A 20107-nucleotide genomic window follows, 5' to 3' on the forward strand; every position below is an offset into this window, starting at 1 on the left:
CCGACGCCGCCACGCAAGCTTTCCCTCCGGAGCAGAATTCCATGCACAAACGCCGTCTCGGTCGGACCGATCTTCTTGTTAGCCAGATCTGCCTGGGCTCCATGACCTGGGGCCAGCAGAACACCGAGGCAGATGGCCACGCCCAGATGGATCTGGCCTTCTCGCGCGGCGTCAATTTCATCGACACCGCCGAGCTCTACCCGATCCCGCCAAAGGCGGAGACGCAAGGGCGGACCGAGAAGATCATCGGCAGCTGGATGAAGGCCAACGGCAACCGCGACAAGGTGATCCTGGCCTCGAAAGTCGTAGGCCGCACCGCCAACGGCTGGTTTCGCGGCGACAGGCCGTCGCAACTGGTGCGTGCCGATATATTTGACGCCATCGACAAATCGCTGGCCAAGCTCGGCACCGACTATCTCGACCTCTTCCAGATCCACTGGCCGGAACGGGACATCCCCTGGGGCGCCAACCCGACGCGCGTCGGCGCCGTACCGCGCCGCGCCGATTCTGTGGGCGCATCAACCGACGAAACGCCGATCGCCGAGACGCTTGCCGTGTTCGACGAACTGGTGAAGGTCGGCAAGATCCGCCATTTCGGCCTGTCGAACGAAAGTTCCTGGGGCGTGATGCGGTTCCTGGCGGAGGCCGACAAAGGCATCGGTCCCCGCGTCGCGTCGATCCAGAACGCCTACAATCTCGTCAACCGCACCTTCGAAGTGAACCTCGCCGAGGTCTGCGAGCGCGAACAGGTGTCGCTGCTTCCCTATTCGCCGCTGGCGCAGGGCTATCTGACGGGCAAATACGATCATGGCGCCCGCCCTCAGGGGTCGCGCACGCAGCTCTTCAACCGCGGCCAGCGCTACGAGACACCCAACGCGGCCGAGGCACAGCTCGAATACAATGAGCTGGCGCGCTCCTTTGGCCTCGAACCGGCGCTGTTTGCCAATGCCTATGTCTCGAGCCGGCCCTTCGTCACCTCGAACATCGTCGGCGCGACCACCCTTGCGCAGCTCGACATGGCGTTGTCTTCGGTCGACGTCGTCTGGACCGAAGAGATGCAGAAGGCGGTGGACGCGATCCATCAGCGCGTCGGCAATCCCTGTCCTTGATAGGGGACAGAATTATCCAGGAATGACAGAGGGGTGGAGACAATGGTGGATTTTCCGATCGAGGCAGTGCGTGGAAGGTTTCCGGCCCTCTCCCTGACCGACAAAGGGCGGCGGCGGATCTATCTCGACAATCCTGCCGGCACGCAGGTGCCACAGGCAGTCGCCGACGCCGTGTCGCGCTGCCTTCTGACCACCAACGCCAACCTTGGCGGCTATTTCGAAACGACTGTCGCAGCGCAGGCCGTCGTCGACGCGGCGCATCAGGCGATGGCCGATTTCCTCGGTGCGGAAAGCCCTGAGGAAATCATCATCGGCGCCAACATGACGAAGCTGACCTATCACATGTCGCGCACGCTCGGCCGCACGATGAAGCCCGGCGACGAGATCATCCTCACCCGCATGGACCATGAGGGCAATGTCTCGCCCTGGCTGCAACTGGCTGAGGACCTTGGCCTGGTGGTGCGCTGGCTGCCGTTCGACGAAAAGAGCTGGCAGGTCGAAGAGGCGACGCTGGCTGGTCTGCTTTCGGAGAAGACCCGGCTGGTCGCGCTGAACTACGCCAGCAACCTGACCGGCTCGATCAACCGGGTGAAGGCTTTGACCACCATCGCCAGGAATGCCGGCGCCCTGGTCTATGTCGACGCCGTGCAGTTTGCGCCGCATGGCCTGATCGACGTCAAAGATCTCGGTTGCGATTTCCTGATCTGCTCGGCCTACAAATTCTTCGGTCCGCACATGGGCATATTGTGGGGCCGGCGCGATGTCATCGATGGCCTGCAACCCTACAAATGCCGCTGTTCGTCGGATGGCCTGCCGGAGCGGTTCGAACTCGGCACGCCGCAGATCGAGCTGATGGCGGGTCTCACGGCCGCGGTCGATTATTTCTCAGGACTGGGTGCGGCAGCGGGCGAGGGTGGGTCGCGAAGGCGCAAGATCGTCAAGGCGTTCGAGGTGTCGATCGCCTACGAAAACCCGCTGGCGCAAAGGCTGATCGATGGCCTGTCGGACATTTCGGGCCTGACCATCCATGGCATCACTGATCCGAAGCGGCTCGCCGAACGTGTGCCGACAGTGTCCTTCACCGTCGACGGCATTGTGCCGGAGACAATCGTTCGGCAGATGAACGCCGAAAACATCTTCCTGTGGTCCGGCCACAACTACGCTTGGGAGATCGTCCACCAGCTCGGCATTCCGGCCGAACATGGGGTCGTGCGCATCGGCATCGCGCATTACAACACGGCGGCCGAAATAGACGAGACGCTGGAGAGCGTGCACCGGGTCATCGCCATGCTCAGGCAGCAGCGCTCCTGACGCCAGCTTGACCGATCACGACGTCTTGCCACCGAAACCGGTGAGGAAGGCCGTCAAATTGTCGCTGAGTTCGTCGCAGAGATAGCCGCCTTCCTGGACGATGACGGTCGGCAGGCCGAGCTTGGCGATGGCCTCGCCAATGCGTGAGAAGCCCGGTGTCGTCACCGAAAGCCCGCCGAACGGGTCGCCCTCGAACGCGTCGAGGCCGAGCGCCACGACCAGCGCGTCTGGCGAAAAGGCACGGATGCGCTGGAACGCCACCGCTAGCGCTTCGAGAAATGCCGCATCGGCGGATTTGCGCGGCAGCGGCAGGTTGAAATTGTAGCCAAGGCCCGGGCCTTCGCCGCGCACATCGGCATGGCCCCAGAAGAACGGATAGAAGCGTACCGGATCGGCATGCAGCGAGACGGTGAGCACATCCGAACGCGCATAGAAGATGCCTTGCGTGCCATTGCCGTGGTGCAGGTCGACATCGAGGATCGCCACCCGCGCAGCCTGTTTGCGCAGAACCTGAGCTGCAACGGCCGAATTGTTGACGAAGCAGAAGCCGCCGGCGACATCGGCAAAGGCATGGTGGCCGGGCGGGCGGCACAGCGCATAGGCGGCCGGCGCGCCTGATGTCACGCCTTCAGCGGCTTCGACGGCGCTCCATGCACTCCACAGCGCGCTCTGCCATGTCTCGCCCGAGATCGGGCAAGCGGTGTCGGCCATATGATAGCCGGCCTGGCCGACCGCCGAGGCCGGATAGCTGCCTGACCGTGCGATCGGGTGGATGTTGGGGATCACTTCGGCAGAAGCGCCCTCGATGCGCTGCCAGCGCTCGAAAATGTGCTCGAGGAAGTCGAGATATTCCGGCGTGTGCACCGCCGAGACCGGGCCAAGCCCGTGATTGCGCGGTCGCTCGATCGTGCAGCCGGCAGATAATGCGCCGGCCAACAGTCGTTCGACCCGTTCGGGCTGTTCCGGATTGGGCTTCGCGGCACCGCTCGAAAGAAAGGCCTTGGGGTCGTGGCGTTTCTGTTCCTCGGCAAAGAAGGCTTTCATTCCTGTTCCCCATTCTGCGGCGCGTCGGCAAAGGCAAAAAAGGCATCACCGATGATCTTCTGCGTCTGCTCGTAGCTCGACCAGGCGATGCCCAGCCTTTCATAAAATGTCTTGGCGACCTCATTGTCGGTGTCGACGGACAGCCTCAGATAAACGCCGCCTTCCTTCCGGCACTGCGCCGCGACATGCCGCAGCAGCAACTCGCCGATCTTGCGACCACGGAACCGGTCCTCGACATAGAGATCCTGCACATAGACGCCAGGCCGCCCCATCCAGGTCGAGAAGATCGGGAAATGCAGGCACAGGCCGGCGAATTCGCCACCCACTTCGGCAATCAAGGTGGAAAAGGCAGGCTTTTCGCCAAAGCCGTAGGTTCTGAGATCGTCTGCTGTCGAGATGATCTCCTCCGGCGCGCCGATGTGCGTGCCGAGTTTCAGGATCGCCGAATGGATGGTGTCGACATCGTCGATGCGGCCGGGCCGGATAACGGTGTCGGTGGTCCTGGCTTGGGTCTTCTCTGGCATGGGTCAGGCCGCGGCGCCGGCCGAGCCCGGCCTGGTCAGAAGGCCATCGAGCTCGTCGATGCCGTCTTCCGAAAAGACGCGAATGCCGTTCGCTTCCAGCAGCGCGGTGGTCGTGCCCTGGCCAGCCACCCGGTTTCCCGAAAAACGCCCGTCATAGATGAAACTGCTGCCGCAGGACGGGCTGCCGTCGGTAAGAACCGCATACCGACACCCTGTTTGTCGGGCGAGATCGAGTGCGAGCTGCCCGGCTTCGAGATAAAGTGCGGTCACATCGTTTCCTGTTTGCTCGACCACTCGGCCTTGACCGTGCAGCACTGCGCGGCCGTCGCCTGTGCCTCGAACTTCCGCCGGAGGACGTGGCGTGGAGAAGCCTGCGGCAACCTCCGGGCAGATCTGCACGATCCGCCCCTCTGCCTGCCATCGCGCAAGAATGGGATGGTCGTTAAGCCGGTAGGAGCCGTTGTAGCGAACCTTGCTGCCGAGCAGACAGGCTGAAACGAGAACCCTTTCCATATCAGCGCCCTCCCTTTGCCACTAGACCTCCAGTACCCCTAGAACGCCACCCGGTCGCCGCCCTTGAGCGCCAGCATGTCGCGCGCTTCGGTGGGTGAGGCAACGTCCAGCGACAGCCCCTCGAGAATGCCACGGATGCGGCGCACCTGATCGGCATTGGACTTCGCCAGTTGGCGGCCGTCATAGAGGCTGTCTTCCAGCCCGACGCGGACATTGCCGCCCATCGCCGCGGCAATCGAGATCAGTGGCATCTGATTGCGGCCGGCGGCCAGCACCGAGAACTGATAGCTGTCGCCGAACAGCTTGTCGGCGATCCGTTTCATGTGGACGAGGTTGTCCGGGTCAGCACCGATGCCGCCCAGTATGCCCAGCACGAACTGGATGAACAGCGGTCCCGACACCAGCCCGCGGTCGCGGAAATGTGCCAGCGAATAGAGGTGGCCGACATCGTAGCATTCGAATTCGAAGCGCGTACCGCAGCCCTTGCCCAGCCTCTCAAGCACGCCCTCCATATCGGCGAAGGTGTTCTTGAAGATGGTGTCGCGCGTGGCTTCGAGCAGCTTCGGCTCCCACTCGTGTTGCCATTCCCTCGGCTTGTCGAGCATCGGGAACAGCGCGAAGTTCATCGAGCCCATGTTGAGCGAGCACATTTCGGGTTCGGCCCGAAGCGGCGCCGCCAGCCGCTGGTCCAGCGTCATCAGCGACGAGCCGCCGGTGGTGATGTTGATCACCGCGTCGGTCGCCTGCTTGATGCGCGGGAGGAACTGCATGAACACGTCCGGATCGGCGGTCGGCCGCCCATCCCCGGGATCGCGGGCGTGCAGGTGCAGGATCGAGGCCCCGGCTTCGGCGGCCGCGATCGCCTCGGTGGCGATCTGGTCCGGCGTCACCGGCAGATAGGGCGACATCGACGGCGTGTGCACCGAGCCTGTTATGGCGCAGGTGATGATGACTTTTCGCGGCGCCATCTTTGCCCCTCAGCCTTCGAGCGGCAGGTCGAGCTCGGCGGCCAGAACGTCCAGCGAGTCGCCGATGATGGCGACGATCTCGCCGACCTGTTCCCTGGTGACGATCATCGGCGGCGCGACCATGAAATTGTCACCGTCGACGCCGCCCTTGACCCTGCGGCCATAGATGATCAGCCCACGCTCATAGGTGAGGTCGAGCAGCCGTTGCGTCGCCTTCTTGTTCTGGTCGATCGGCCGTAGCGTCTCGGGATCGGCAACCATCTCCGCGCCGGTGAGCAGGCCCTTACCGCGCACGTCGGCGATGAACGGAAATCGCTTGGCCAGCCCCTTCAGCCCGTCCATCAGCACATCGCCCACGGCAGCGGCATTGGCGATCAGGTCGAGCCGGTCCATTTCGCCGAGCACGGCAAGGCCGGCGGCGCAGGCCAGCGGGTTGCCGGCGTAGGTGTGGCCGTGCTGGAAGCCGCCGGAGGCGAGCAGCGGCTGCACCAGCCGCATGGGTGCGGCCAGCGCGCCGAGCGGCGCGTAGCCCGAGCCCAGCCCCTTGGACAGCGCGATGAGGTCGGGTTTGCAGTTCCAGTGGTCGCCGCCGAGGAATTTGCCGGTGCGGCCGGCGCCGCTCATCACTTCGTCATGGATGAGCAGGATGCCGTATCGATCGCAGATCTCGCGAATGCGCGCATAGTAGCTGTCCGGCGCCACCAGGGCGGCGGTGGCGGCACCGCCGATCGGTTCCATGATGAAGGCGACCACGCTCTCAGGGCCTTCGGACAGGATTTTCTCCTCCAGCATGTCGGCATAGCGGACGCCGCGCTGTTCCATCGAAAGGTTGTCGCGGTCGCGCCACGCCGTCGGCGCCGGCACGGTCGGCATGACCCGCATCATCGGCTCAAATGTTTCGGCCAGTGCATCGTCGCCGGTGATCGAGAGCGAACCCAGCGTGCCGCCGTGATAGGAAGGGAAGCGTGTGATCACCTTCCAGCGGCTGGCCTGGCCGGTGGCAACCGCCCATTGCCGCGCCAGCTTGATGCAGGACTCCGTCGCTTCCGAGCCACCCGAGACGAAGAAGATGCGGTCCATGCCCTCCGGCAGTTTGCCGGCCAGTTCCCGTGCCAATTCCTCCGCCGGCTCGTTTTCGAAATGCAGCCGATAAGCGAAGGTGGCGCGGTCCATCTGCCGCTTCATGGCGTCGAGCACGTTGCGGTTGGAATGGCCGATATTGGCAACCATCGGGCCGCTCGATCCGTCGATGAAGCGGCGGCCGTCCTGCGTCCAGATGTAGATGCCCTCGGCGCGGTCGACCAATGGCCGGCGCAGGCTAGACAGATAAAACAGATGCGATTGGCGCCGGGCGTCGGTGTCTTGAGCGGTGATCTGGACTTTCGACATGTCAGGACTTTCTGAGGTAGCGATCGAGGACATTCCTGGTGACGCGTTCGACCATCGGGTCTTGTCTTAGGAGGCCGGCGACCCATTCGCAGCTTCCGGCGTGGAACACCTCACCCTTGCCGCGCGGGAAATTGACGATCATGCCGTTGCCGCGTTTGACCTTTTCCAGATTGGCGTCGCTCGCCTCGCCGAACAGCGTCTCGGCGGTGAAGCGGCCATCCTCGTCGCTAAGGAACTGGTCCTCTATCGGGATATCGGCACTTTCCTCGACCTGGGATGCCATGCCGACGGCGAGAACCTGCAACCCGTCGGGAGCACCGCTGGTCGCGGTGGGGTAGGGCAGGCCGCCGCGTATCTCGAAGTCGAGCCCATCGACCTCATAGCCATAGACATGGCTGTCGGCGCCCAGCAGGTCGCCATAATAGATGCCGGTGCCGGCAAAGGCCCAGTGCTCTGGCCGGTAGACCGGAAAACCACGCACGCCCCTTGGTGCGCACCCACCCCAGCCGGCATAGACGCCGCGCGTCGCGTTGAGCCCGAAGGTCGCTGAACCCGGCCGGCCGATTTCCGGCGCTTCCCAGGAATTGGTGGCGCGGGTGACGTTGCCGCCGTGGAGATAGGCGGGGTCTTCGGCACGCGCGCGGTATTTGTAGCAGACCTGCCGGCGGCCCTCGTCCTCCAGCCGCGTCTGCCACATGAAATTGCCGGCAAAGCGCGCTGCATGGCCGCCGCGCTCGACATAGGCGTCGACCGCATCGCGCATGTCCCAGGTCCAGTATTCGTCATGGCCGACGAAGACGGCACAGTCGTAGCCGTCGAGAATCTCGGGCGAGAAATGCAGATCGTGCTGGCTGGCGAGGTCGACGCCATAGCCGGCCCGTTCGGCAAAGCGGAAGAAGTGGCTGTCGTAGCTCGCCCAGCCGGACGAGGCGTACTTCTTCGAATGGCCGGTGGCGAGCGCCCATTCCATGTGTGGATAACGCGGCACCGTCTTTGGCGGTACGGCGACTTCCAGCGGCACACGCGGCGCATCGTTCGGCAGCACGACGAAACCGCGGCACCACGGGCGCTGTGTCGACACGATGGGCGAATACTGATTGCGGTCCGGCCCGGTGATGCCCTGGTAGTGGTTGGAGCCGCCCCAGGTGTTGTAGGCAAGCCAGGTGCCCGTCGCCGCCACCTGCAGCACGCCGCCGGGTTTCTTGCCGGGCTGCGGGCTGACGATGAAGAGATGATGGCAATGGATCGGCTTGCCGTCGCGGCCATCCGCTTCAAGCGTCACGCGATAGGCGCCGGACGGCCAGTCTGCTCCGATGCGGAATTCAAACGAGGCTTCCCAGCCGCAGCCTTCGGCCGAGCACTGGTCGGGGCTGTCCTGCCAGCGCGCCGCGATGCCCGATTTCTCGAACACTTTGGTCTCGGTGCCGCCATCGCGGACGATCGCCATGTTGACTGCCGGAGCCGTCGAACTGACATGCAACGCCACGGTCTCGCCGGTGCGATAGGAAAACCGGTCGCTGTAGCACCAGATCTCGCCGCGCTCGCCATCCATCCCAGGCCATTCGTAGTAATGGCCGCGTACCGCGTGGCGGCGCTGCTCCGGCGTCAGTCCGAAATCGGGGAATTCGGTCGGAAGGTTGATCATGAAGCCCTGAAGTTTCAAAGGCGCCATTTCGGCGATCTGGCGGTCAAGCGTCAAATGGAAACCATCGGGCCAGCATTCGTTAGCCGCGCCCTTGGCCCCTGTGGCCAAAAAGACTATCTCCACAAAGGGCGGCGTTTTCCGCCACCGGAGGCGGCATGCTCAGAATCCAGAAGGTCAAGGTCGACGACATCTACGTGCCGGCGGCGCGCAAGAAGACGCTGCATCCCGAGACCGTCCGGCATCTGGCCGAGGACATCCTCGAAAACGGCATGAAAACGCCGATCCAGGTCCGCCATGACGGCAAGCGCCATATCCTGGTCGAAGGCCTGCATCGGCTGGAAGCAGCCAAATGGCTCGGCGAGACCGAGATCGACGCCTATCTGGTGCAAGCCAAGCGCCACTGACGCTCCTTCGTTCGTGATCTCTATCCAACAGGCGCATTTCTCCAGATTTTTTCTCTGGCCCAGAATTTTTTGGTGGCCCAGAATTTTTCGCTGGCGATGTCGACTTGCGCGTCATCCGTTCGTCCTAGGGACGGAAGCCAGATCAAACCATGCAAGGACCCCATCATGACCACCAAGCTCGACATCGCCCCCGCCAATGACCGCGAACTGGTTCTGGCCCGCATCATCGATGCGCCGCGCGAGAACGTCTATCGCTGCTGGACAGACCCGAAACTGGTGACGCAGTGGTTCGCGCCAAAGCCGTGGACGACGCCGCGCGCCGAAATGGATGTGCGCACCGGCGGCTCGAGCCTTGTCGTGATGGCAGGCCCCGACGGCAATGAATTCCCCAACCCCGGCGTTTTCCTCGAAGTCGTTCCCGGCAGGAAGATCGTCTTTACCGACGCCTACACAAAGGCATGGGAGCCATCGGAGAAGCCGTTCATGACCGGCGTGCTGACCTTCGAGGACGAGGGCAATGGCAAGACCCGCTACATTGCTCGGGTCAGGCACTGGAGTGTCGCCGACCGCGAGCAGCACGAGAAGATGGGCTTTCACGAGGGCTGGGGCCAGTGCACCGACCAGCTCGAAGAGCTCGCCAGAACGCTTTGATACCGCCGGGACGAGGAGGAGATCGATATGTTCAAAACCCTGATTTTCGCCATTCTTGCTTCGGCTGCAGCGCTTCTTGCTTCACCGGGCCCCACCAATGCAGAGGAGGCAAAACCCGCCATGACGACCGCTACGAACCCACTGCCGAAGCCGGAAAAATCTGGCCTGCTGCCGGTCAACGGCCTGAACTACTATTACGCCGTCTACGGCAAAGGCGAGCCGCTGCTTCTGCTGCATGGCGGTCTTGGCACGACTGACATGTTCGCCCCGATCCTGCCCAAGCTTGCCGAGAACCGCACCGTCATCGGCGTCGACCTGCAAGGTCATGGCCGCACGGAACTCGGCGACCGGCCATTCGCCCTGGAGGCGATCGGTGACGACATGGCTGATATCGTCAAGGCGCTCGGCTACGACAAGGTCGACGTCATGGGTTATTCGCTGGGCGGAGGCGTCGCCTTCCGCATGGCGGTCCAGCATCCCGAAACGGTGCGCCGCCTTGTGCTGGTTTCGACCGGCTATGCCGCGGACGGTTTCTACGTCGAGATGCGCGGCCAGCAGGCGCAAGTCAGCGCGGCGGCGGCCGATTTCATGAAGGACACGCCGATGTACAAATCCTACGTCGCGGTGGCGCCGCATCCCGAGGATTTCCCGAGGCTCCTCGACACGCTCGGCAACTTCATGCGTCAGAACTACGATTACTCCGCCGACGTCGCCAAGCTGAAGATGCCGGTCATGCTGGCCTATGGCGACAGCGACATGTACAGGCCCGAGCACGAGATCAAGTTCTACCAGATGCTCGGCGGCGGGCTGAAGGACGCCGGCTGGATGCGCGAGAACCTGTCGCAGAACCGCCTGGCGATCCTGCCCAACCGCACCCATTACGACGTCTTCTTCGCCCCCGAACTGACCGCTGCCGCATTGCCGTTCCTCAACGGCGAGACCAAGGTGAAGACCTGGGACGAGGTCGTCAGCGAAGCCGAATAACCGCCTGCCGATTCCCACCGGCCGTCTCGATCGAAGCGGCCGGTGGTTTTGTTTATGAGGCTTTGGCGCGGCGCGGCTGCCTGAGATGCTTGATGCCGCTCATCTCGACGAAATTCGTCGCCGCTTCCCAAAGATGGTCGCCGTAGAGGAACGGCTCGAAAGGCTCCGCGTCGGCCAGCGGCAGCGGCGCGATCTCCGCGTCGACGCGTGGCTCGTAGAAGAACGGGATCGAGAAGCGCGCCGTCTTCGGCGCGATCACCCGGTGTCGCGTCGCACGGACACGCTCGCCGGTCCAGCGCTCCAGCAACTGGCCAAAATTGACAGCCAGCGTGCCGTTGGCCGGCGGCACGTCGATCCATTCGCCAGTGAGGTTCTTTGCTTGCAGACCTTCCACGCCGTCCTGCGCCAGCAAAGTGACGAAGCCTGAATCGGCATGCTCGCGCCCGATGATTGTGCGCGTCTCGCCTTTGTGCACCACCGAAAACTCCGGTCCGCTGGTGTCGACGCTGGCATTGGCGTCACGCAAGGGGTAACGGATCAGCCGCAGCGTCGAGATGCCATGATCGAAATAGGCGTCGAAGGTCGTTTCCGGCAGGCCAAGTCCGCGGGCGATCGACCGCATCAGCGCGTTGCCCACCGTCTCCATGGCGCGGTAGTAGTCCGCTGCCGCCGCGCGCCAGCCGGGCAGGGCCTCTTCGGCCGGCAAGGGTGTCGGCTCGCACAACGGATCGTCGAAAACCGAGGAATCGGCCGGATCGGCAAGGTCCGGACCCATGTCGATGCCTTCCTTGTAGGAAACGGCTGCCGGCTGCAGCGGGAACCAGCCGCGATAGACGTTCCTTTTGCTGCGGTCGAAATTCCAGCGCAGCAATTTCTGCTTCTCCGTATCGGGGAGCGCGAAGATGCGCAGCAATTGTGCCCTTCCTTCCGGCGTCAGCCAGTCATCGCCGGGAAAGTCCCGGACGGCCATGAAGCCGATCCCCGAAGCTGCGGCCATGATCCTGGCGTCGGTGCGGTCACGCGCGGGCGAGGGCGGCCCGAACAGATCCGCAATGCCGATGGTTTCGATGTCCGGTGTCATGGCTTCAGGTCCCTGCATCACGATAAGCGATGGCGTTGTATCAAAGCTTTTCAATTGACCCAATCGGGCCGGCCATTACCTTGCCGCCTATTCTCTCCACCTATGGATCAAGGACGATGGGCAAATATCAGGGCGGATGCCTGTGCAAGGCGGTGCGCTATCGCGTCGACGCAGCCCCCATCAACGAACGCGTCTGCCACTGCCGGCTGTGCCAGAAGGTGATTGGCGCCGCCTTCAACGCACGCGTGCTGTTTCGCATCGATGAAGTGGCGATCGAGGGGCCGCTGGCGACGGTGAACACCTCGCCGGATCTCAAGCGCGGCTTTTGCCCAAGCTGTGGCACGACGATGTTTTCCCGGCGCGATTCCGCCGGCATCATCGGCATCACCACCGGTTCGCTCGACGATCCCACGGCCTTCAAGCCGCAAATGCATATTTTCACGGCTTCGAAGCAGCCCTGGGTGATGCTCGATGATGGCCTGCCGCAGTATGAAGGCGCACCGCCTCCAGGCTAGGTTGTCCGTTCCCCCAGGGGGGCGAAGGGGGAGCGCAAGCATGAACAAAATTTAATCGAAAGAGACACGAGATAGCCGGCAAAGCGTCATTGGCGGGCCATCATCGTCTCCCTATTTATGGGGCGCGGGTACGGCATTCGAGGAGACGACGGATGAACGACAGCATCAGCACCCTGGACGAGCTTTTGAGCGATCCGATGGTCCTGCTTGTGATGGAGCGCGATCGTGTGCGCCCCGAACAGGTGCGCATGCTGCTCGAACGGGTTCGCCGGACTTCCGTCGACGAGCCCATGGTGCCGCCGGCCCATATGGTGGCCAAAAGCTGTTTCCAGCAATGGCTGCTTACTTAGGTACGCTCAGTTGGAGCTGGCCTGCAAATAGCTGTAATGGCTGCGGAAATAGGCGATTTTGAAGCCCATGCGTGCATAGTTGCGATAGGCAGGGCCGTCGCGCTCCTCGTGCGGCGCCTCGATGTCGGCGACGAACAGTTTCGCGCCGGCCGCAGTCCCGTCGCGTACCAGCGCTTCCCCAAGCACCGCGTCGAGATCGAAGCTCGGCGCCATGATGCCGGGCACCGGCGCGTCGATGCCGCTCCAGGCCGCGCCGTCGGGCCCGATGAACAGCGAGCGCACCGCCACCACCGCGCCGTCCCGCTTGGCCATGTAGTGATGCCAGCCCTTCCGGCCGACCAACGCCATCAGCCATGGTGAGGTGGGCAGCCGGTAGCGGCTGTCGATGAAGCCGGCCCATTCGCTTGCCGATGCTTTCGTCACACGTTCTACTGAAACCCCTTCAGCCGTGAAGAGCGGCTCGGATGACAGCGGTTCTGCCCCGCGATAAATCCGCTCCCAGCCGCCCTGGCGCTGCAGGCCGCGCGCTTCGAGCCAGCATCTGAGGCGCGATGGTTCAGTGTGCGGATTGACATAGAACCAGGGCCGCGAAATGCCGGCGGCGCGGTAGTGCGCCAGAAGCGCGTCGAGCTGGCTTTCGGTGGCCGCGCTGTCGACGCCGAAGTTCTTCACGCAGTTGAAATGAATGAACGGGATTGTCGTGCAGGTGGTCCAGGCGAGGCCGCCTTCTTCCGTTATAGAAAGGCCTTGGCTTGCGGCGAAATCGGCAGGCACGGCGGCGTAGAGGTCGAGCCAGGCATTCACCTCGGCGTGCTCGATAATACGGCTGAGGTCGCGCGAGACATCCTCGATCGCGATGACAGGCGGGCATGGTTCGGGCGGGGGCTGCAATTCTGACAGGGCGGTCTGCATGGCTCTCCTCCGTCATATGCCTTACAGTGTAAGATTAGCGGATTTTAATATAACCGCATGGCTTGTCAAGCGGCGCCTTACAAATCCGTAAATTGGATTCCGGGGATCGCCAGACTATGGCTCGGCGGGGATCGCCCCTCACGATTGTTCGACAGAAAGGCTCGATATGGCAGACATCTGCACCCAAGGCGTCGACACCGGCTTTGTCGGGCTGGGATTCGCCAAGGTGGCGTTCCTCGGCCTGGTGCAAGGCATCACCGAATTGCTGCCGATCTCTTCGACCGCCCATATGCGCATCGTACCGGCCGTACTCGGCTGGCAGGATCCGGGCTCCGCCTTCTCCGCCGCCATGCAGCTTGCGGCCTTGGCCGCGGTGGTCAGCTATTTCTGGAGCGATGTCAGGGATATCTTGTTTGGTTCGCTCGACGCCCTGACGCGACGTGATTTCGGCGACCGGCATTTCCGGCTGGCGCTGTGGATCGTGCTGGCGACCATCCCGATCGTCATCGCCGGCGTGGCGCTGTCGGGCGTGCTCAACGCCTGCAACTCGCCGCTGCGCAGCCTGACGGTGATCGGCTGGGCCTGTATCGTGATGGCGATCCTTCTGGCGCTGGCCGAGATTTTTGCCAGTCACCGGCGCACCGTCGGCGAGGCATCGCTGACTGACGCGCTGCTCGTCGGCGTCGCCCAGGTCGGCGCGCTGATTCCAGGCGTCTCTCGTTCCGGCTCGACCCTGACGGCCGCACTCGGGCTCGGCTTCAAGCGGGCCGAGGCGGCGCGGTTCTCGTTCCTGCTTGGGCTGCCCGCGATTGCACTGGCCGGCCTCAAGGAGCTTTGGGAACTGCACAAGGTCCATCTCGACGCGCATGGCTGGTCGGTTCTGATCGTCGGACTGGTCGTCGCCTCGGTTTCCGCCTTCTTCGCCATATGGGGCCTGATGCGCGTTCTGGAGCGTTTTTCGGCCTGGCCGTTCGTCATCTATCGCGGTGTGCTGGGCGTCGTCCTGCTGCTATGCGTGGCGATGGGATGGCTTGCCTAGGGCTCTTTCACAGTATCGCTTGAAACGGGCTATATCCCTACCGGATCTTCCTGAACTTCGATTCCGGTACACGCATGGATTTTTTGACCCTCCTGCAATCGCTGCCGCTGCTGCTGATGCTGGCCAAGGGTGCGCTGCCGTCGGTGGCGGCGTTCGGCATGGGGTTTGGCCAATGGGTCGCCTCGTTGCCGCCATGCCGCGACTTTGCCTTTGAGGCGACCAGCTACCTCGTCTGCGAGGTCGACCCGAAACGGTATTCGATCGAATTGTTCTGGAAAGATCCGGCGGGCAAGCCGTTTCAATCGCTGCACAATCTCAATGCCTCGGAGCAGGCGGCCGGGCGCACCATGCTGTTTGCCATCAATGCCGGCATGTATCACCCGGACCTCGATCCGGTCGGTCTGTATGTCGAGCGCGGCAACGAAATGGCATCGGTGAAGACGGGATCGGGAAGCGGCAATTTTTCCCTGCAGCCGAACGGCATTTTCTACATGAGCAACGGCAAGGCCACGGTCCGCGCCACAAGGGACTTCCTGAAAAAGCGACCGCCGCTCGACTATGCGACGCAATCCGGGCCGATGCTGGTGATCGACGGCAAGCTGCATCCGAAATTCCAGGCCGACAGCACCTCGCGCAAGACGCGCGACGGCGTCGGCGTGCGGAAGGACGGCGTCGCCGTCTTTGCCATTTCGAACGGCACGGTGACCTTCCATGCCTTCGCCCGTCTTTTCCGCGATGCGCTCGGCTGCGACAACGCGCTTTTCCTCGACGGCACGATATCGAGCCTGTTCGCGCCGGCCATCGGCCGCAACGACGACTACTGGAATCTCGGGCCGATGATCGGCGTCCTCAGGAAATCCTAGCGGCTTTGCCAACCCGCTTGCCCTGCCGATCGCTCGCACCGGGAGCCAGATTTTGCGACCTGGCGCGCTCGAAAAAAACTTGATTCAAACTTTATTGGTAATTTCTCGTTCATAACTCGATCTGGTTTGTCCGTCGGCTGTCGTTTTGCCCTCGGTCTGTTGTGTTTTGAGTACAGGTCCAGATGCGGATTCCGGGCGCCATCAGTTTTTTGATCGCATCGCTATGCCTTGCCGGCTGTACCTCGACGGCCGGCGTCGACGCGCTGGATTTGCAGAAACCGTCGAACGAAACCACCAGTTCCGTGATACGGCCGCCCGCGCCGATCGCCGCGGCTCCGAAGGCGATGGCCAGGAGCGCGCCGAGGGCCGAAAGGGCGCCCGAGCCTGAAAATGGTCTGCCTGAAAATGGTCTGGAAGACGACAATGCCGCCGCCGAAAATGCTCGGCCTTTCGGCCTGGCGGAAGAAGAGACAGTGTCATTTCCGGCGCTGCCCGACAGCGCGGAACCGCCGGTCGAGCCGGCTGCGCTCGTGTCGCCGCCCAGGCTGCTGAGCCGCGCGGCGCCGCCCATGCTCGCCGGGCCGGTCACCCGTTACGGCTTTCGCGATGCCAAGCCGATCAATTTTGGTCGGTCCTCGCCCCGGCACCTTGCCGTGCATGGCGTCGACGTCTCTCGCTGGCAAGGCAACGTCAATTGGGAAAAGCTGCGCGCGCAGGGCGCCAACTTCGCCTACATCAAGGCGACCGATGGCGGCGACCATCTCGATCCGATGTTCATGAAGAACTGGCGCAATGCCGACGCCGCCGGCCTGAAGCGCGGCGCCTATCACTTCTTCTACTGGTGCCGCACGGCGGGCGAACAGGCCGACTGGTTCATCCGCAACGTGCCTAAGATGGATGGTGCACTGCCGCCGGTGATCGACGTCGAATGGAACGGCGAATCCAGCTGCAAGCGGCGGCCGTCGCGCGAAAAGGTGCTGGAAAAGATGCAGGTGTTCATGGACAAGCTGGAGCGCCATTACGGCCAGCGGCCCATCATCTACACCGCGCCTGATTTCTACCGCGACAATCTCCGGGGCGAATTTCTCGATTATCCGTTCTGGGTGCGCGCGGTGGCGCGCCACCCGTCGAAGGTCTACCCCGACCGCAAATGGCTGTTCTGGCAGTATTCCGGTTCCGGCCTGTCGCATGGTGTCACCGGTCGCATCGACCTCAACGTGTTCCACGGCGACGAACGGCAATGGCGCGCCTGGGCCGGCGGACGGATTTCCGTCGCCGACGCTGACTGATCATCCATCAGGCCCGGCGTACCTCGCGCTCGCGTATGTCGGCCGTCTGGGCCAGCACCCAGTCCCGGAACACCTTGATCTTCGGCGTGTTGCGGCGGCTTTCCAGATGCACCAGCCAATAGCCGTCGCCATCTGATCCCAGCACTTCAAATGGCTGTATCAACTGGCCCTTTGCCAGCAGGGCGCTGTAGATGTTGCGGGTGAGGATCGCGGCGCCCTGGTCGGTCAGCGCCGCCATTGCATCGTAGGCCTGCGAACCCAGGTTCGGTCCGGCCATGACACGATCGGGCTCGAAGGGTACGCCGGCTGTTTCGAACCAGATTTTCCACCAGGGATCGTCGGCACAGCACAGCGCCACCTTGTAGAGGTCCTCGGGGTGGCGAATGCCGCCTACGCTCTCGGCCAGTTTCGGGCTGAGCATTGGCGTATAGTCTGCTTTGAACAGGTAATGAGCCGTCAGGCCGGGCCATTTTCCGGTGCCGGTTCTGATCCCGATATCCATGTCCTCGCGTGTGAAATCGACCAGCCGGGACGATGTATTCACCTTCACGGCGAGATCAGGATGCATCAGCTGGAATGTTCCAAGCCACACGGCCAGCCAGTTCGATGCGAATGTTTCCGAGGTTGTGACGGACAGCACGCCAGTCGCTCCACCCTTTGTGGCGACCCACGCGTCGGCCAGGGCCGAGAATGCGCCCGTTGCGTGCGGCGCCAACTGCTGGCCAGCTTCGGTCAAAGCGATTTGCCTTGTTTTTCTTATGAAAAGCGGCGTTCCAGCGCGTTCTTCCAGCACCTTGATCTGATAGCTGGCCGCAGACTGGGTCATGCCGAGTTCCTCGGCAGCCTTGGTGAAACTGCCCAGCCGCGCCGCGGCTTCAAAGACGCGAATGGCACCCAGTGGTGGTAGCTCCCAACTCATGACGCATCAATCCTCCTGATGCAGGCTACGCGACGTTCGATTGGAAGCCAAGGCCGCGAACAGGCATACTCTGGTCATCAACTCGAACCCGAAAGGACACGGCAATGACCCTCTACAACACACTTCGTCGTCCGGTGCTCGACCTCTTCACCGCTCCGTTCAGACCCCGCACGCGCGGCGTGCTCGACCAGCGTGCGCTGTCGGATCATTTCCTGCGCGATATCGGCGTGCTCGACGGACACGCCTCTGCCGGCAGCACCCGCTGACTTGCGTGCATTGACCGGTGCAACGGGAGGAAAAGACGAGCGTATCTGCGGAGGCCCTGGCGAAGAGCCGTCAAACGATCTCCTCCTATGAGGATTATGCGGAACAGTATGATGCAATCGTGCGGCATGTTCCCAACCCGAGAGAGCAGGCAGCGCTAAGGCGCCTCGTGGCGATCGCCGGCACAGGCGGCCAGATTCTGGAAGTCGGGTCGGGAGCGGGATACGACGCCGACTTTCTGGAGACCTTGGGCGCTAGGGTTCGGCGCACCGACGCGACAAGGCGGTTTCTTGAGCTGCAGGCCGCGCGCGGCAAGCACGGTGAAATGCTCGATCTCATCACCGATGATTTCGGCGGCCCCTACGACGCAGTCTTGGCCTTGTGCGTCCTGATCCATATGCCTCGCGACCAGACCGACCAGGTCCTTGCCAAGATAGCCGGATCGCTGCGGCCAGGCGGCGCGTTCCTCGTATCGATGCGCAATGGCGATGGCGAGACGAGCGGCGAATATCATACCGTCTACTGGCGCAGGGACGACTTTGCGGCCCGCATCGAAAGCGCCGGGCTGGTCCTTATCAGGGACGATTTCAACATCGGCCGCAACAACGAAGAGTGGAACACGTTCCTGGCCGTGAGACCGTCGTGAAGGGACCTTTTCCCTTCTCCCACAAAGGGGAGAAGGAGAGGGGCGAGCGTTACGCCCCATCGCTCATCTCTCGCCTTTGCGAATAAGCGAGACATTGCCGCCGCAGTGCTGTCTAGTGCCTGTTCCTGCACTCCGGGGGGATCAGGGTGGAGCTGGAACTCAAATTTCTGCTTGTCGGCTTTGCCTGCGCGGTCTCCGGCATGCTGTCGCTCATCACCTTCGTGAAATGGCGTGAGGTGCAGACCCTCAGCCGCTGGTTGCCGACGCCGGGAAAGATCATCTCGTCACGCGTCGAGGCGCGTGAGGTCAGAAGCTCGGGCGCTAGCTCGGACAGCACCGATACCACGGAGATGCGCAATTTCCCGGCCATCACCTTCGAATACAAAGTCGGCGGCAAGAAATTTCAAAGCTCGCGCTACAGCGTCAAGGAGAATTTGGGGAACTTTGAAGTCCCCGAAACCCTTGCGCAGTTTCCCCGCGGCGCGGAGGTGACCGTCTTCTACAATCCGGCCGACCCGAGCAAAGCCGTAATCGAACGCACCATGCCGGATGGTGCCTTCAAGTTCATGGTCCAGCTCTCGGCCGGTTTGGTGATCGGCACGGCGGTTCTGGTGTTTTCCGTCGGCGGCCTGCTCGAGGCGATCCGGCCGCATCTGCCCAAACCGCAAAACCTCGGTGCCGCGGCATTGCTGCTGTTCATGGGCCTGTTCGCCCTGCGCATGGGCTTTGCCCAGAAGTCGCTTGCCGAGCAGGCGGCAAAATGGCCGGTCGCCGCCGGCCGCATCGATGCATCAGGTCTGCAGGCGCTGCGAAGCCATTCAAGCTATCAACGCTGGCGCACCGTCTTCAAATCTCGCATCGTCTACAGCTATGGCGTCGCCGGCCAACGCTACAGCGCCGACCGCGTCACCTTCGGCGCCACGGTCACGGCTTCGCTGCCCGGCCTCGTCGGCGGCCAGGTGCGTCGTTATGTCGAGGGCAGCAAGGTCGACGTGCACTATGATCCCGCCAACCCCGGCTCGGCCGTGCTCGAATGCCGGGTGCGCGGGCTCTGGCTGCTGTGGGTCTGTTCGGCAGGATTTCTCGGCGGCGCTGCCTTTCTGGTCGGGCTGGTGTGAGGACAGGCTTTTGGCTTTCACAACGCTCTCCCGGAGACATCTGGTGATCATTCGCAAACTGGCCTTCGTGTTCCTGGGCCTGCTCGTCCCGCTGCAGACGGCGAGTGCCGGGGAATGCCTGCTGAGCCATGCCACCTATCGGGAACCGCGCTCGGGCGCGGTCATGCAATTTCGGCCGCTCGCCAACGAACCGGCCGCGCTGACGGCCGAGGTGTTTTCGCTGACCGTTCCCCATACCGACACCCGCCTGCCAGCCGACATCACCTGGACGAATGGCAAGAATTCGTTTCCGCTCGGCACCATCCGCCACACCTGCACCGACGACGACCGCGAAGCCGGCCTGCAGGATGGCAGCGGCCTGTGCAGGATATGGGATGGACAGGTCTATGCCTTGACCGGCGGCGGCGCCGAGCAGTTGAATTCGAGCGAAGCGACACCAGCGCCGACGGGGCTGTTGCTGCCCGATTTTGGCGCCGCTTTCACCGAATGGGCCGATTTCGCCAACGCCAATCCCAATGGCTCGGCATGGGACGCCTTTACTTTGACAGGATGCAGCGATGAATAGCGCC

Annotated in this window: 23 protein-coding genes; 14 read left to right on the forward strand and 9 right to left on the reverse strand. The window is 63.0% G+C overall.

Translation table 11 applies throughout. The annotated features are described in order from the left end of the window. The first annotated feature begins 41 nt into the window (after positions 1-41). Positions 42-1109 carry an aldo/keto reductase gene (locus AC1D0I_RS10520; protein WP_477394877.1) on the forward strand — a complete coding sequence of 356 codons (1068 nt, stop codon included), beginning with the start codon at positions 42-44 and terminating at the stop codon, positions 1107-1109. Positions 1110-1151: 42 nt separating this feature from the next. Next, the gene (locus AC1D0I_RS10525) at positions 1152-2420 is read left to right on the forward strand and encodes a cysteine desulfurase-like protein (RefSeq protein WP_477394879.1); all 1269 of its coding nucleotides are present in this window, start codon (positions 1152-1154) and stop codon (positions 2418-2420) included. 15 nt (positions 2421-2435) lie between these two features. Here the strand turns inward: AC1D0I_RS10525 and AC1D0I_RS10530 are convergent, their stop codons facing one another. From AC1D0I_RS10530 to AC1D0I_RS10555, 6 genes are read right to left on the reverse strand one after another with little or no spacing between them, the layout of a single operon-like run. Continuing rightward, positions 2436-3464, reverse strand: coding sequence for a histone deacetylase family protein (locus AC1D0I_RS10530; protein ID WP_477394881.1), 1029 nt, complete (start codon positions 3462-3464; stop codon positions 2436-2438). After that, the gene (locus AC1D0I_RS10535; RefSeq protein ID WP_477394883.1) at positions 3461-3988 is read right to left on the reverse strand and encodes an N-acetyltransferase family protein; all 528 of its coding nucleotides are present in this window, start codon (positions 3986-3988) and stop codon (positions 3461-3463) included. The genes AC1D0I_RS10530 and AC1D0I_RS10535 overlap by 4 nt, the downstream gene beginning before the upstream one ends. A gap of 3 nt (positions 3989-3991) precedes the next feature. Beyond that, a complete protein-coding gene (locus tag AC1D0I_RS10540) occupies positions 3992-4501 on the reverse strand; it encodes a 2-thiouracil desulfurase family protein (RefSeq protein WP_477394885.1) in 510 nt (169 codons plus the stop codon). 38 nt (positions 4502-4539) lie between these two features. Next, the gene (kce, locus tag AC1D0I_RS10545; RefSeq protein ID WP_477394887.1) at positions 4540-5469 is read right to left on the reverse strand and encodes a 3,5-dioxohexanoate:acetyl-CoA acetone transferase; all 930 of its coding nucleotides are present in this window, start codon (positions 5467-5469) and stop codon (positions 4540-4542) included. A 9-nt stretch (positions 5470-5478) separates the two neighbouring features. Beyond that, positions 5479-6858 (reverse strand): aminotransferase family protein, encoded by a 1380-nt coding sequence (locus tag AC1D0I_RS10550; protein ID WP_477394889.1) that lies wholly within the window; start codon positions 6856-6858, stop codon positions 5479-5481. Position 6859: 1 nt separating this feature from the next. Further along, positions 6860-8503, reverse strand: coding sequence for a N,N-dimethylformamidase beta subunit family domain-containing protein (locus AC1D0I_RS10555; RefSeq protein WP_477394990.1), 1644 nt, complete (start codon positions 8501-8503; stop codon positions 6860-6862). A 155-nt stretch (positions 8504-8658) separates the two neighbouring features. On the opposite strand from AC1D0I_RS10555, the gene AC1D0I_RS10560 reads away from it, so the two are divergent. From AC1D0I_RS10560 to AC1D0I_RS10570, 3 genes are all read left to right on the forward strand, one after another. Further along, the gene (locus AC1D0I_RS10560) at positions 8659-8907 is read left to right on the forward strand and encodes a ParB N-terminal domain-containing protein (RefSeq protein ID WP_477394891.1); all 249 of its coding nucleotides are present in this window, start codon (positions 8659-8661) and stop codon (positions 8905-8907) included. Positions 8908-9072: 165 nt separating this feature from the next. Next, positions 9073-9558 (forward strand): SRPBCC family protein, encoded by a 486-nt coding sequence (locus tag AC1D0I_RS10565; protein ID WP_457154010.1) that lies wholly within the window; start codon positions 9073-9075, stop codon positions 9556-9558. 27 nt (positions 9559-9585) lie between these two features. After that, positions 9586-10542: an alpha/beta fold hydrolase gene (locus AC1D0I_RS10570; protein WP_477394893.1), complete on the forward strand. Its 957-nt coding sequence runs from the start codon at positions 9586-9588 to the stop codon at positions 10540-10542. Between the two features lie 52 nt (positions 10543-10594). Here AC1D0I_RS10570 and AC1D0I_RS10575 read toward each other — a convergent pair whose 3' ends face one another. Continuing rightward, on the reverse strand, positions 10595-11623 hold the full coding sequence (locus AC1D0I_RS10575) for an isopenicillin N synthase family dioxygenase (protein ID WP_477394895.1): 1029 nt from the start codon (positions 11621-11623) through the stop codon (positions 10595-10597). A gap of 116 nt (positions 11624-11739) precedes the next feature. Between AC1D0I_RS10575 and AC1D0I_RS10580 the strand changes: the two genes are divergently transcribed. Together AC1D0I_RS10580 and AC1D0I_RS10585 are read left to right on the forward strand one after the other, a co-directional pair. Then, a complete protein-coding gene (locus tag AC1D0I_RS10580) occupies positions 11740-12138 on the forward strand; it encodes a GFA family protein (protein WP_477394897.1) in 399 nt (132 codons plus the stop codon). Positions 12139-12290: 152 nt separating this feature from the next. Next, positions 12291-12488 carry a hypothetical protein gene (locus AC1D0I_RS10585; RefSeq protein WP_095085597.1) on the forward strand — a complete coding sequence of 66 codons (198 nt, stop codon included), beginning with the start codon at positions 12291-12293 and terminating at the stop codon, positions 12486-12488. Between the two features lie 6 nt (positions 12489-12494). Here the strand turns inward: AC1D0I_RS10585 and AC1D0I_RS10590 are convergent, their stop codons facing one another. After that, entirely contained in the window at positions 12495-13400 is a 906-nt protein-coding gene (locus AC1D0I_RS10590; RefSeq protein WP_477394899.1) for a hypothetical protein, read from the reverse strand. A 166-nt stretch (positions 13401-13566) separates the two neighbouring features. Between AC1D0I_RS10590 and uppP the strand changes: the two genes are divergently transcribed. The 3 genes from uppP to AC1D0I_RS10605 all read left to right on the forward strand — a co-directional run bounded on the left by uppP (position 13567) and on the right by AC1D0I_RS10605 (position 16591). Then, a complete protein-coding gene (gene uppP, locus AC1D0I_RS10595; RefSeq protein WP_477394901.1) occupies positions 13567-14439 on the forward strand; it encodes an undecaprenyl-diphosphatase UppP in 873 nt (290 codons plus the stop codon). A 74-nt stretch (positions 14440-14513) separates the two neighbouring features. Further along, positions 14514-15302: a phosphodiester glycosidase family protein gene (locus AC1D0I_RS10600; RefSeq protein WP_477394903.1), complete on the forward strand. Its 789-nt coding sequence runs from the start codon at positions 14514-14516 to the stop codon at positions 15300-15302. A 182-nt stretch (positions 15303-15484) separates the two neighbouring features. Then, on the forward strand, positions 15485-16591 hold the full coding sequence (locus tag AC1D0I_RS10605) for a glycoside hydrolase family 25 protein (protein WP_477394905.1): 1107 nt from the start codon (positions 15485-15487) through the stop codon (positions 16589-16591). Positions 16592-16598: 7 nt separating this feature from the next. On the opposite strand, the gene AC1D0I_RS10610 is transcribed toward AC1D0I_RS10605, so the two are convergent. Next, positions 16599-17510, reverse strand: a complete 912-nt coding sequence (locus AC1D0I_RS10610) for a LysR substrate-binding domain-containing protein (protein ID WP_477394907.1) — start codon at positions 17508-17510, stop codon at positions 16599-16601. 104 nt (positions 17511-17614) lie between these two features. On the opposite strand from AC1D0I_RS10610, the gene AC1D0I_RS10615 reads away from it, so the two are divergent. From AC1D0I_RS10615 to AC1D0I_RS10630, 4 genes are all read left to right on the forward strand, one after another. Further along, positions 17615-17776 carry a hypothetical protein gene (locus AC1D0I_RS10615; protein ID WP_477306230.1) on the forward strand — a complete coding sequence of 54 codons (162 nt, stop codon included), beginning with the start codon at positions 17615-17617 and terminating at the stop codon, positions 17774-17776. Positions 17777-17793: 17 nt separating this feature from the next. Continuing rightward, a complete protein-coding gene (locus AC1D0I_RS10620) occupies positions 17794-18420 on the forward strand; it encodes a class I SAM-dependent DNA methyltransferase (RefSeq protein ID WP_477394908.1) in 627 nt (208 codons plus the stop codon). 146 nt (positions 18421-18566) lie between these two features. Beyond that, complete coding sequence (locus tag AC1D0I_RS10625) at positions 18567-19538, forward strand: DUF3592 domain-containing protein (protein ID WP_477394910.1); 972 nt, start codon at positions 18567-18569, stop codon at positions 19536-19538. A 43-nt stretch (positions 19539-19581) separates the two neighbouring features. Next, positions 19582-20103, forward strand: coding sequence for a hypothetical protein (locus tag AC1D0I_RS10630; RefSeq protein ID WP_477394912.1), 522 nt, complete (start codon positions 19582-19584; stop codon positions 20101-20103). Positions 20104-20107 lie beyond the last annotated feature (4 nt).

This window comes from Mesorhizobium sp. P2_D1 (assembly GCF_056404455.1).